General features: G+C 55.6%; 6 protein-coding genes, 1 other RNA gene and 1 pseudogene. 4 read left to right on the top strand and 4 right to left on the bottom strand.

Going from position 1 to position 12,851, the window contains the following annotated elements; translation table 11 throughout:
* Positions 1–31 precede the first annotated feature (31 nt).
* The 4 genes and pseudogenes from HX824_RS32945 to HX824_RS14610 all read left to right on the top strand — a co-directional run.
* Positions 32–526 (top strand): annotated as a pseudogene (locus HX824_RS32945) (methyl-accepting chemotaxis protein); the annotation flags it as partial.
* Between the two features lie 705 nt (positions 527–1,231).
* Positions 1,232–3,691 (top strand): ABC-three component system protein, encoded by a 2,460-nt coding sequence (locus tag HX824_RS14620; protein WP_177054710.1) that lies wholly within the window; start codon positions 1,232–1,234, stop codon positions 3,689–3,691.
* Positions 3,688–4,362: an ABC-three component system middle component 1 gene (locus tag HX824_RS14615; protein ID WP_177054709.1), complete on the top strand. Its 675-nt coding sequence runs from the start codon at positions 3,688–3,690 to the stop codon at positions 4,360–4,362. Before HX824_RS14620 ends, HX824_RS14615 begins: the two co-directional genes overlap by 4 nt.
* Entirely contained in the window at positions 4,359–7,511 is a 3,153-nt protein-coding gene (locus HX824_RS14610; protein WP_177054708.1) for an AAA family ATPase, read from the top strand. The genes HX824_RS14615 and HX824_RS14610 overlap by 4 nt, the downstream gene beginning before the upstream one ends.
* Before the next feature lie 76 nt (positions 7,512–7,587).
* Here the strand turns inward: HX824_RS14610 and HX824_RS14605 are convergent, their stop codons facing one another.
* The 4 genes from HX824_RS14605 to HX824_RS14590 all read right to left on the bottom strand — a co-directional run bounded on the left by HX824_RS14605 (position 7,588) and on the right by HX824_RS14590 (position 12,808).
* Positions 7,588–8,844, bottom strand: a complete 1,257-nt coding sequence (locus tag HX824_RS14605; protein WP_177054758.1) for an integrase domain-containing protein — start codon at positions 8,842–8,844, stop codon at positions 7,588–7,590.
* A 185-nt stretch (positions 8,845–9,029) separates the two neighbouring features.
* Positions 9,030–9,423, bottom strand: a transfer-messenger RNA (tmRNA) gene (gene ssrA, locus HX824_RS14600).
* A gap of 103 nt (positions 9,424–9,526) precedes the next feature.
* Positions 9,527–9,811, bottom strand: a complete 285-nt coding sequence (locus tag HX824_RS14595; protein WP_008436825.1) for a hypothetical protein — start codon at positions 9,809–9,811, stop codon at positions 9,527–9,529.
* 186 nt (positions 9,812–9,997) lie between these two features.
* Positions 9,998–12,808: an FAD-binding and (Fe-S)-binding domain-containing protein gene (locus HX824_RS14590; RefSeq protein ID WP_177054707.1), complete on the bottom strand. Its 2,811-nt coding sequence runs from the start codon at positions 12,806–12,808 to the stop codon at positions 9,998–10,000.
* Positions 12,809–12,851 lie beyond the last annotated feature (43 nt).

The following is a 12,851-nucleotide window of genomic DNA, read 5'->3' as shown; positions in this document are numbered from 1 at the left end:
TGCGCAGTCAATTGTCGGTGTGCTTGACGTCATACGCTCAATCGCCGAGCAGACCAATCTGTTAGCGTTGAATGCTGCTATTGAAGCGGCTCGAGCAGGAGAGGCTGGCCGTGGTTTTGCAGTGGTCGCGGATGAAGTGCGAGCTCTCGCAAGCAGGACACAAAACAGTACCCAAGAAATTCAAGGCATGATTAATCGCCTCCAATCAGGCACCTCAGCTGCCGTGAAAGCGATGGTTAGCTCCAGTGAAAAAGGCAAAATTTCTGGCGATCAAGCTAACGAGGCAGGTGATTCGTTAGACGCTATGGCTCAACTAGTCAGTACTATCAATGGTATGAGTGCTCAGATTGCCACCGCCGCTGAGGAGCAAACAGCAGTCGCTGAGGAGATCAATCAAAGCATGACCAGTATTGCCCTAGCGGCTGAAACGGTTGCACAAGAAACTCAAAAGAGCGCCGCTACCGCAAGAAGTGTCGCTGGACTTGGTAGCAGGCTTGACGCACTTGTTAAACAATTCCGCATCTGATCTTTGTTGTCGCAATACCGATCAATGGTCTGCCCCCCCCCAGAATACGCTTACTGTGTGGTATCGAGTTCTTAGGTCATGAGCTCCGTTGCCTGGTGCTTTGACCCCCGGAGCCCGCTGCATGGGGCAAAACAATGACCGAGGCCAGCCATTTGGCGACGAAAAGCCTAGATGTCGCAACCTAATCCGGCGAGACCGAGTTTGAGTGCACTGGTATCGGAAATATCGGGGCTTTGTGTCTGATCAGTTTCAGGATGTCCTGGGATATTTGAGTCGCTAGGACATCTTTCACTTCAGGGCTGTCGGCATCGTGACGGAGTCTGGAGTGACACCGCTGTCAGATGTCAGCTGCATCAGCGTTTAGCCCGTGGGCAACACCAAGCGCTCGGCAAATTGGCCGTCTCCCTGGCTGCGGGAATGTTGATGCCTCCGGGGGACACTACTGTACTTCAAGTCCTGCGCGAAGGGGCTTTCTGGCAGCGTTTAGATGAGCTGGGTCTGCTATCACTTCATTCCAATCACCTCTGACGCATGTGCCACAGCAGCAAATGCCTGCTGATCAGATCCATGCAATTACGTAGCTAATAAGAGAGGGGCGCTTGAGACCTACCCACTAGCTCCATACTGCACGCTTTAGTATCCTCGGACACTTAGCGCCAGAGGCGACGTGCCTATAGGCTTCATGTCGATCTACTAGGGATTGCAATGAACGAATTGGACTCGATCAATGGTGCGGAGGTACCAGGTTGGCCATCGATCTATGTGATAGGGTCGTATGACAGCCGCATTACGTTCTACTCACAGCAAGTCCGAGGCTTCAACCTGGCAAGTGCTCTGGTTGCTAATGGCATACTGCAGGGCAAGAGAAGGTTTGCTGTAATCGGCGCCGGGGCCGCGGGATTATCTGTTTCCGCGGGGTTGTCGATCCTGAAGCCAGATTGTCATGTCGACGTGTTCGAGCGCGAGGAGCAAGCCTTACATTTGCAGCGAGGTTGCTTACAGCGCAACCTTCATCCCCACATTTATGAATGGCCTCGACAAGGTGCTCGTGAGGGAAGTGCTGGCCTGCCCTTTCTCAATTGGAGCGCAGGTACTGCAGACTCAGTTGCAGCCGAGGTTATGCGTCAGTTCGGAACACTTCAGGCGCATCGGCCTAATGCGCTAGCCATCAAGGTGCTGCGAGAAGTCACCGCCATTGAACGTATTGGCACGGCCGCCTATCGAGTTCGGCACCAGTCTGATCGGGGTGATGACCTATTAGCTGCGAGCTATGACGCTGTGTTCATAGCAATTGGCTTTGGTAGAGAGCGTCAGCTCGGTAATGCGCCTTGGAACTCATATTGGTCTGACCGAGGTGTCCCTGGGGCGCCACGATATGCTGATCACGATACAACCATTCTCATTTCAGGAGCAGGGGATGGTGGGCTAATCGATCTTTGCGCTGCAGCACTTCAAGATTTTGATCACACGGCTTTAATCGAACTGGTGACAACCTGGCCGGGCATCGAAGAGATCTCTGAGGCATTATTGCAAATTGATCTTGAGGCTGAGCAGTTCGGAAGGGGCTTCGACTTCCTTGCCGCGTACGGACGATTTGTAGGTCCACGGTTACGCGATGATGGTCTGATTGGCGAGATCGCAGGCCGTCTCCGTAATCGTGTAAATATTATCTTCAATACTCAGCGGGATGAGTTGTTGGTGCAACCAACTTCAACGCTCAACCGGCTATTGGTGTATCTGCTTTTCTCGGCTGCGCATGATGCCGGCCTACCAATTAGGCACCTACCTGGTGAGATTTCAGAGGATGTTGCGCGTCAGGGTTTCTATTTTGTTTCTGGAACAGAACTCAGGGTCGATGAGTTGTTTATACGCCATGGTGCGGCCAAGTTAGAGGCTTTTAGGCCCTTCGAGGATATTCGCGCCGCGTATGAAGCGAACCACGTGAACTGGCTAGCTGCTGATTCGAAGCGTTACTCCCCACCGCACCTATTCCCGAGTGCTGCTCAAGAGCTCGACCACGGTCTTGCCACCGCTAACGTTCCGGTCTCGCGTCATCTTCTCGCTGCTGCGGTGCAACAACAGCCGCAACGGGTTCGGATCGGCCTCGCTGACAGACCCCCATCCATCGTTTGGTCCGGCAATATTCGTCCGATTGATTTGTTAAGTTGGTGGGAAAACGCCGATCGAGCGTTAAACCTCGAGTGTGGCGCTAGGCCGACCGATCTTGGGAGCTTAGCGGGTGCAGTCGCCAGGTTCGTAATTCACGCCCGGCAGGTTCGTATGGAGACTGACGATCGCAGCTGGAACGAATGGTTAACATCGCTTACGCAAAGATCGCCACATGCTCATTCGTTACAATCTCCGATCATAGGGGCAGCAGTCGCTGCGCAAATGCAGTCCGCTATCATCAATGCAGATGTGGTCGCGGCTGAACTGCATGCAGGTATGGACATTTGGACACTTAATCAAGTCGATGAGCATTTGATGACCTACCTCACGACAGGTAGCGAGGCAGCGAACTGGGTAACGTGGAGGATTGAGCCCATTTTACGATCCGAAATGGCTCGGAGGTGGATTGCCTGGCAGATTCGCCTACGGGCCGATTTGGCTTTGCTTGGCAGGCTACTCCGATTGGCGGCATGCACTATAGAGGACGACGGCGACAACACCGATCGACAGGTTTTGGTGGGGCCGCTAAGAATGGCGAACATCATCCGAACGATTACTCTCGCGCTTGCTACTGCCGAGGCTTGGCCCAACTCATTTCCTCGGAGTGTGGCGCCAGGTAACTTTGACAACCGTGCTGATGATGGTACAGAAATAGCCACCATCCATGCCTCTGGTGCAGACCTAATCGAAGGTCGGAGCATCACATTAATGGCGACTCTTCATGCCTGGCAGACATCCTTTGTCCTGCTTTCAGAGCTGAATGCTCCTGCAAGTTTTGAGCAGGCCGGCCAACTATCCTTGTCAGATGCTGGACTGGGAGACATGAGGATGGACGCACCACCTACTCCATGTAATGTGATCATTGGTGTTGATGCGAGTTTTCAGAGAGCATTGGGCCTCGGAGCGCATGCGGTCGTTAACCATATCGCGGCCACTGAAGCTCGTTTGCGCCAGCAGTGGCAAGCCCAGATTGACACAGGGGAAGTGCAAGCATGAGCGAGCTCTTGAGCGATTTTGTGTCGCGCGTAATCTCCGCTGCAGGAGCATTAGATCTTGAGGCAGTGGTTCGGAGTGAATTGGCGTCAGCCGATTTTCGCGGTGGTGCTGGCGAGGATGTGCTGAGGGGCTCGCATCTTCCTGTCGATATCGACACCGTAACCATAGGCCATTTTCCGATCTTGTTCGGCCGTCTGCCTGTCTCGCCCGATGTTGCGTTGGTTCGTGACGGTGTTCGTCGATATCGAAATCAATGTGTTGTTGCTCGCTCCCACTTAGCCCCTGGGCAGGTTCTGGACCTGCAGCTTTGGCTCGTTGGGCCGGACGGCAGTGAAGACGATCCAGAATGGCGAGCACTCGCTTTGGCGATTGAGCGAGATGACCGTGTTGCTAGAAAGCTTGTGTGGTTGCCGCCCGAGCGCTTAGACGAGCGTGATGAAGCATTCGCAGGATTTATAGCTCGTACGTTTTTGGCCCGCCCATGGGAAGCTTTACCACCGCAGCCTGCGGCCCCATTGGACCGTTTAAGCGCTCTTATTGACGTTGCGGCAGAGCTAGGTATCGAACAGTCCGTGGTTGATCGTTGGTTTGAACTGGCCGACTCTGATCTGGCAGATGGGGCTGAACTTATAGATGCACTCGTAGACGCCTGGCCGGAGATAACACCGTGAGTCTCTATCTTCAACGTATCCAACTTCGCAACTTTCGTACATTTGGGCATTTCGATCTCGACCTTGCGGGCGCTCCCGGCGTCGTCATTATCACCGGACCGAACGGGTTAGGAAAAAGCTCCTTCTTCGACGCGATTGAGTGGGGGTTGACGTCAGAAGTAAAGCATTTCGAACGGTATCTCAGTAGAGGTAACACCGAGGCTGATTATCTGACGAGAGAGGGTGCTGAACGGTTCTCGCACGCTGTTAATCTGAGTTTCTCCGACGGCCATCAAGTTGAGCGTGAAGGTAATCGCAATGGACCTAGTGGAACTTCAGATCAAGACTTGAAAAGTCTTCTTGTTAGTCCAGGTTGGGGGCAGCAGGTGGATAGTCTTTCCACCTACTTGGCACTCACTCATTTCTTGGGGCAAGGATCACAACAGCGATTCATGTCGAGAGAGGCTCCCGAGCAGTGGAACGCCCTTCGTGTTCCTTCCGGAGTTGAGCGGCTAGAGCACATACGCAAGCGACTGCGCGGCCGCTCAGCAACACTAGCCCTGAAGCGAAAGGCCGAAACCGCTGCATTGGAGTTGAGTCGACACGAGGACCGTCTCGCCCAGTGGGATGCGCTAATCGAAAGACTACGGCGTCAGGAAGGAAGGACTGAAGCGGCCGGAGCTATTCCTCGAGATCAAATCATCCGTGGGGCTGAGGGTCTTAATCGACGCCTGTCGCTTGTGGCAGATGGAGCGATGGCTCACCCTGCAGTCGATCTGGAGCAGTTCCTTACGGAACTTCGAACTCGGATTGTCGATGCAAATAAAGCCATAGAAGCCGCGGAAAGTCGCCTCATGCAACTGGCTCGCATTCCTGAACAGCATACCAATTTGTCGAGTCGGCAGTCCGCTGCGAGCGCTTCGCTCGTAACACTGCGTGCTGCAAAGATTGAGAGCGAGGAAGCGCTTAGTGCGCTGGAGGCTTCAGTCGAGATTCTGGATAGAAATTGGCGCGATATCTCCAAGCGAGGCCAGCGCTTGAGAGAGCGTATGGCGACTCTTCTAGGTGCTCAGACCGACTTGGACGAAGCTGCAGCAGCAGCTCGACGGCGGATTACGCTTGATGAAAAAAATTCGGAAATTGAAGCTTCAATTGCGGAGCTTCGTCTGGAGTGCTCAAAGGCTGACGAGGAACTTGCGGCGTTGCAGAGTGCGCGTTCCGCTCTTGCTGTTGCTGAGGAACGCCATTCTGCCGCGCTGGCACTCGTCGTAGATTCGGCCAAGCTGTCTGTATTAGAAGACCGGCTTTCGGATGCGTTGCTGCAACAGGACCGCGCGGTTGGCGATGAACCTGAACTTTCTGAGTCAGAGTATGCGGAGTTGGAGGTGGTTGCTAGATCTCTCGTAGAGAGTCGGCGTCTCGAGCTTGAAGAGCGCCGTGATCGCGCCGGGGCCATCTCAAGCGCGCTGGCGACAATTTCTGCGCATCTTGGCGAGCACGATACCAATTGCCCTCTTTGCAAATCGCACTTCGACGTGGGCGAGCTCAAAAAACTGGCCGAACTTTCTGCGAGGGAGGCGGACGAGGGGCTCCCAGTTGCACAAACGCGTCTTGATGATGCTCAGGCGAAGCTGTCGTTCGCTCAGAGCCAAAGAGCTGCGGCCGTCGGTGCCTTAGCAGAAATAGATGATGCGGCACAGGAAGTTGATAATGCGCAATCTGCTCTAGATGCCCTGCGCAACGAACTGTTCGCTCGTCTGGAGCTTATGGATTCGGTAAGCGATATCGCCGCGGTGGCTGCTGCCCGGCTGGGTGAGTGGGAGATTCGGCTCGACTCTGCACGGCGCGCACTTGCCTCGATGGAAATAGGGGCGGTTGAGATGCAGCACAAGCGAAATCATTGCTTTGAGCGGCTGCAACAATTGGAAGCGGATGTTACCGATGTGCGCACTGAAATTGCTCGTGCGATTTCAGATCTGGCGGGGGCTGAGCGGCGTTTCCAAGTAAGGGGAGGGGAGGAGGGGCTCAGTCCTGAAAATGTTCCCGCACTACTAGCCAAGGTTCAGGCAGACATCGATGAAGTCGATGCTGCGCAGGAAGCTGCACGTCGCTTAAATGCTGTCGAGCTCCAAGTATTGTCTGAATCGAAAGCAGAAAATTTGCGATTGGGCGGAGCGTTGGCCGAGCAAGAACAGACTTGGGCCGAATTTGAGAAGCAGATTACAGAGTTGACCGGTATGTGGTCGTCGCATGGGTTATTACCACCACCAACTCAAGCGGTCTTCGAGCATAAATTGGCAGAGCTCAGCAGTCGACGGTTTGATCTCAGCGCAATCGAGTCAGAGCGGCAGCGATTAGTCGCGGCACTGGAGTTCACGTCCGGTCAGGAAGAGTTGGATAATTTGCGGGGTATGGTTTCGGCACAGATCGGCACTGGGTCGGTCGAGACGACCCGTGCGAACATGGAGGCCGCGGTTGCGGCAGCCCGCTCTCATGCATCACGAATTCAAGTAGCGCGTGAGGCGATCCATCGTCTTGCTGAGCGATTACAAGATGAGGCTGACTCCTTTTCAGATCAGTTTCTGCGCCCATTAAACGAATTAATCGGCGCCTTCAACGATGCTCTTCTCACCAGCCCCGGGACATCAGTGTTCTTTAATGCGGACTATTTCGCTGACCGAACCGAATTTAGCGCTCGCATCCGTCGTCGCGCGCAGGATGGAGGTAGTTCCGAAATCCGTAATCTTAATCCCCAGCTCATCCTGAGCGAGGGGCAGTTAGCTGCCAACGGTTTCAGTATTCTTTGCAGTGCTAGCGTCTCCTATCCTTGGTCGAGGTGGCGAGCGCTCCTTTTGGATGATCCCCTACAACACAACGATGTGATCCACTCGGCTGCATTCACGGACGTGATGCGTAATCTCGTTGAGTTGGAGGGCTACCAAGTCCTAATGTCGAGTCACGATCGTGCTGAGACCGAGTTTGTTGAACGAAAATTTAGTGCTGCAGGATTGCCGTGCACAGTAGTGCAGCTAATTTCAGCCGCGCCAGGTGGTGTCTCTTATGAGGTTCGAAACAACGCTGCTGCGTCAGAAATCATTCAGGGCTACAGGATGCAGCACTCGGTGGAACAAAACGACAACTCAGCGGATAACTGGCGCTTCCATAATTGAAAAGGTAAGCCGTGGGTAACACGGAATATGTATTGAGAGGGTAGGTTGCCAGCGACAATAAATCTCGCGTGGCTAGCTATCGCATCGATACTACCTTTACTCCCCTGGTTCCCTGAATGGCTGAAACTGACAAGTTTCCAGTGGCGGCTTGTTGGATGTGTTCACTCCACCAGGTCATCATGGGGCGTCTTCTCTCTATGTAATCCGCGCGATTATAAGCGCTACGCACCTCGTCTTTGTCCACATGCGCAAGTGCGACCTCGATCAGCTCTGGGTCCCATCCCTGTTCGTTTAAGATGGTGCTAGCCATGGAGCGCATTCCATGGCTCACCAATCGACCTTCAAAGCCCATGCGCTTCAGGGCCATGTTTGCCGTCTGGCTATTGCAGTGAGTTCGTGGATCTCTATCTGCTGGAAACACAAACTCCCGATGACCGCTGTAGGGTTTTATTGTCTCAAGCAAAGCAAGAGCGTGTTCGGTCAGTGGTATAACGTGTGCTCGTCGCTTCTTCATCCGCTCCGCTGGGATCGTCCAGGTTTTCTTGTCGAGGTCGATGTCGGCCCAGGAAGTTGTGGCGGCCTCCGCAGGACGCGTCATGGTGTGGAGTTGCCATTCGATCAGGCAGCGTGTCGTTCTCTTTATGCTCGCATTGGCGATGGCGACCATTAGCTCTGGCAGCTCTTCTGGGCGGAGGGCAGCCATATTTTGCTTTTTCGGTTTTTTGAAAACCGCCCGGATGCCACTGAGTGGATTGGCAAAGATCATCCCCGAGTTCACACCGTAGGTCATAATCTCGTTGAGTCGTTGGGTCAGTCGCTTCACTGTCTCCAAACTGCCTTTGGTTTCCAAAGGGCGCAGCAACTGGATGACCATCGGGGCATTGCACTGGGAGATGGGTGTTGTTCCCAGTGATGGAAAGACATGCAATGTGAGCGAACGCCAGATGTCCTCGGCATAAGCTTGAGTGACAGAATCCTTTTTGAGTTCAAACCAGGCAGACGCCACGTTTTCGAATGTGTGCTCGGTTGCCTGCCTTTTTGTTTGCTCCAAGGCGCTACGATGCTCTTTCGGGTCGATGCCCTGAGCGAGCAGTTCTCTAGCTTCGACGGTCTTCTTCCTGGCTTGCGCGAGGGAGAGCTCTGGGTAGGTGCCGAACCCCATATTGATACGATTCTTGGTGACCGGCTGCCGGTAGTTGAAGTTCCAGAGCGTCGAGCCGTTGACTCTCACCCGAAGCTGAAGGCCGTCCCCATCGCTGAGGACGTAATCCTTGTCTTTCGGTTTTACCGCTTTGAGTTGGCGATCAGAGAGTCGGGTGGTTTGGGCGCACATGAGGTATTCCATGACATCATTCGGTATTCCAAAAACTACCACTGAAGGGCTTGGAATACCATGTGGAATACAAGATGGCGTGGATTATGTCGGACGTCTGTGGACGCTAATAGACACCAAGGCCCTGTATTTACTGGATTTCAGGCACAAAAAAAGACGTCCGTGGACGTCTTTAGATGTTGAAGTGGTGGAGCCGGGGGGATTTGAACCCCCGTCCGCCAGTACTCCGCTGTCGGTACTACATGCGTAGCCGTTTCTATTAAGTTAACCCTCAGCGACCCGAAGGGCAGGGTGCTTTGGGCGAGTTGTGTAAGTTTTAGCCGCTTCGTCCACAACGTACTGCACGGCGATTCTGTTCTATATGACAATCACTTTGGGTTTACAGACATCCCCTGATGATTGCTGGACCCGAAGGTACCAGGAGGGAAGGGCTAAGGCTGCTTACGCAGCGAGAGCGTATTCCCCGTAGGTTTCGTCATTGGCAACTATAAGAAGTTGCAACAGTGGATTTACGAGTTCTGTTACCAACTCGGCATGCACCTAAAGTTTCGCAACCGGCGTCGAATCCTAAACGGCCCCGTGCTTGTAACTCGTTGTTTCTTGGTGAGTGACAAGCCTGTGCAGTGTACGTCAATCGGTCACAGAAGGCCAACCCGAAGGTTGGCCTCGGGCAATCAGCGAGTCACTGATTGCCGCCTTTGTCCGAGTCTTGCAGGCTTTGCAGGGCCTTGGAGGTGATCTCGATGCATTTCTTGTCATCGCCTGCCGCATGGGCTGCCTTGGCTTGGGAAACGGCGGTGTCGATTTCGCCAGATTTGCCGCTGGTGTCGGTGGCGAGCAACGCTTTACCGTTGTTGATTTTGTCCAGGTTGATTTGGCACAGATCGTCTTTTGTTCCGGCCGCAAACGCGGGGGACGCCAGCATCGCAGCGGTAATGAACAAACCAGCAAGAGCGGAACGCTTCATGGGTATCTCCTTGTGCAAATAGGGCTCGATGCTGCCGGTTTTCCGTGCAGCCAGCGAGGTCACTGATGAGCCTCGTTTGTCGAGGCCTATGCAGATGACTACGCCGGCGCGCAGGGGTTCTGTTTTGTCGCTGGATTAGTCGAAAAACCCCGAAATCATTAGGTTTTGCACCCAAAGAGGGCGGCCCTAGTGGGCGCGCGCCTGGGTTACTCGATCCACCAGGTACACCAGGCCGTGGTAATCAATTCCACCGTGTTGTGTCAGGCCAATCTCACACGTACGGCTGGTGGAGATGCCCTCGCTGCAATACTGCACGGCGTCCTTCAGGGTGCGTAGCGAGTGGGCATTCAATTCGGGCGTGGTAAAGCCTTTGTCGCCGGCAAAACCACAACAATGAATGCCTTCAGGGATCACCACGTTTTTGCTGCAACGCCTGGCCAAGTCGATCAGCGCCTGGCTTTCTCCTAAATGCTGGGTGCTGCAGGTGACATGCACGGCGATCGGGGCTTCCTGGGGGGTGAAGTCGAGGCGGTCCATCAGGTGCGTGCGGATAAAACGCACGGGGTCGTAGAGGTCGAGACGGGTTTCGGCCAGGTCCTGGACCAGGCGCAGGGTGCACGGGCTGGTGTCGCAGTAGATCGGGTCGAGGCCGCCACGGCTGGCGTGGAGCAGGGCGCCGATCAGTTCCTGGCGTTTGTGTTCGGCTTGTTCGGCGTAGCCCTTGGATGCGAATGGTTGGCCGCAGCAGAGGTTGTCCTGATTGTCGGGGAAGACTACCTGGTAACCGGCTTTTTCCAGCAGGCCACGGGTTTTGTCGTACAGCGACATCTGTTCGTGGTCGCCGGCTGCCGGGCCCATCGCGCGTGATACGCAGGCGGCGAGGTACACCACGCGGGGTCGCTCATCGCTCACGGCGGGGCTGAAGCGAATGGCCTTTTCCGGTTGCGGCATGGCGTTGGTCCATTGGGGGATTTGCCCCTTGGACAGCCGGGTTACCGTGGCCGAGAGCTTCGCCAGTCGCGGAGCGCCCAGCAGCATGCGCGCACCGTTGGCCACGTGCAGGGTGAAGCGCGCACCTTGCAGTGCCGTGGCGAAATGCGTCGACAGCCATTCGGCGGTTTTCGTACGGTCGGCGTCGCGGCTGCGCAGCTTTTTCACCAGGTCGCCGGTATTGATTCCCACGGGGCAACGCTGAGCACAAAGCCCGGTCGCCGCGCAGGTGTCGATGCCCTGGTATTGATAGGCCGCTTCCAGTTCAGTGGTGTCGATACCGGCGCGTTTCCTGGCCTGGATATCACGCCAGATCACAATGCGCTGGCGCGGGCTCAGGGTCAGCCCCTTCGACGGGCACACCGGTTCGCAGAAACCGCACTCGATGCACTTATCCACAAGCTCGTCGGCGGCGGGCAGTGGCTTGAGGTGCTTGAGGTGGATTTGCGGGTCTTCGCTGAGCACCACGTCCGGGTTGAGAATGCCGTTGGGGTCAAGCAGGCGCTTGACCTGCCACATCAATTGGTAGGCATCGCTGCCCCATTCCAGCTCGACGAAGGGCGCCATGTTGCGACCGGTGCCATGCTCCGCCTTCAACGAACCGCCAAACTCCACGGCCACCAGTTGTGCGACGTCGTCCATGAACGCCTGGTAGCGTGCGACTTCTTCCGCGCTGTTGAAGCCTTGAGTGAACACAAAGTGCAGATTGCCTTCCAGGGCGTGTCCGAAAAGGATCGCTTCGTCGTAGTGATGTTTGTCGAACAACTCGATCAGGCGATTAACGCCAATGGCCAGTTGTTCCACCGGGAAGGTCACGTCTTCGATAATCACGGTGGTGCCGGTTTTGCGCACGGCGCCCACGGCGGGGAAGGTGTCTTTGCGGATTGCCCACAGGCGGGCGTTTTCCACCGGGTCTTCAGTGAAGTCGACTTGTTTCTCCACCGGGAAGCTGGCCAGGGAAGCCATGATCAGCGCCAGTTGCTCATGCAGCAGCGAGGGCGAGGCGGCGCGGGATTCGATCAGCAGGGCGCAGGCATTTTCCGATAGCTGCTGTACGAAAGCCGGCATGCCGGGTTTGTCCTGCACCGAACGCATGCTGCGCCGGTCCAGTAGTTCAACCGCTGAAACAGGTTGGGTTTTGAGTGCCGTCACTGCGTTGCAGCAGGTTTCCACATCCGGGAACACGATCAGGGCCGAGGCTTTGTTCGGGTGGTCGATCACCGTGTCGTAGGTCACTGCGCTGATAAAACCCAGGGTGCCTTCGGAGCCGACCAGCAAATGGCTGAGGATATCCAGTGGCTCGTCGAAATCCACCAGGGCGTTGAGTGACAACCCGGTGGTATTTTTCAGACGGTATTTGTGGCGGATTTTTGCAGCCAGTTCAGCATTTGCCCGGGTTTCGCGACCCAGGGTTGCCAGGCGTTCAAGCAGGTCGCCGTGACGTTGGCGAAAGGCCGCAACACTGGCCGGATCTTCTGTGTCCAAGCGGCTGCCATCGGCCAGCACCAGGCGAATTCCTGCGAGGGTGTGATAGGTATTCTGCGCCGTGCCGCAGCACATGCCGCTGGCATTGTTGGCGACGATGCCGCCAATCTTGCAGGCATTGATCGACGCCGGGTCCGGGCCGATCTTGCGCCCGAACGGTGCCAGCCAGGCGTTGGCCTGCGCCCCGATCACGCCGGGCTGCAGACGAATTTGTGTGCCCTGGCCGCGAATCTCACGCCCGTTCCAATTGTCCCCCAGCACGATCAGTACCGAGTCGCTGATTGCCTGTCCGGAAAGGCTGGTGCCCGCCGCACGAAAGGTCACCGGCACGCGATCGCGTTGAGCCAGTTGCAGCAGCGCCACCACCTCATCTTCCGACTCGACACGGATCACCAGTTGTGGGATCAGTCGGTAAAAGCTGGCGTCGGTGCCGAAGGCGAGGGTGGAAAGTGGATCGTCGAAACGACGATCTTTCGGGATCAGTTGTGCGGCGTCGCTCAGAAAAGCAGCAGGCAGGCTCATCGGTCCTCCAGAAATAGCAGACGCCGGAATCGCTGCCCGGCGT

The sequence above is a fragment of the Pseudomonas sp. D4002 genome (genome assembly GCF_013385665.1).
In the GTDB taxonomy this organism is placed as follows: domain Bacteria; phylum Pseudomonadota; class Gammaproteobacteria; order Pseudomonadales; family Pseudomonadaceae; genus Aquipseudomonas.
The sequence above is the reverse complement of the archived record's forward strand: the minus strand, read 5'-3'. Positions and strand labels throughout refer to the sequence as shown.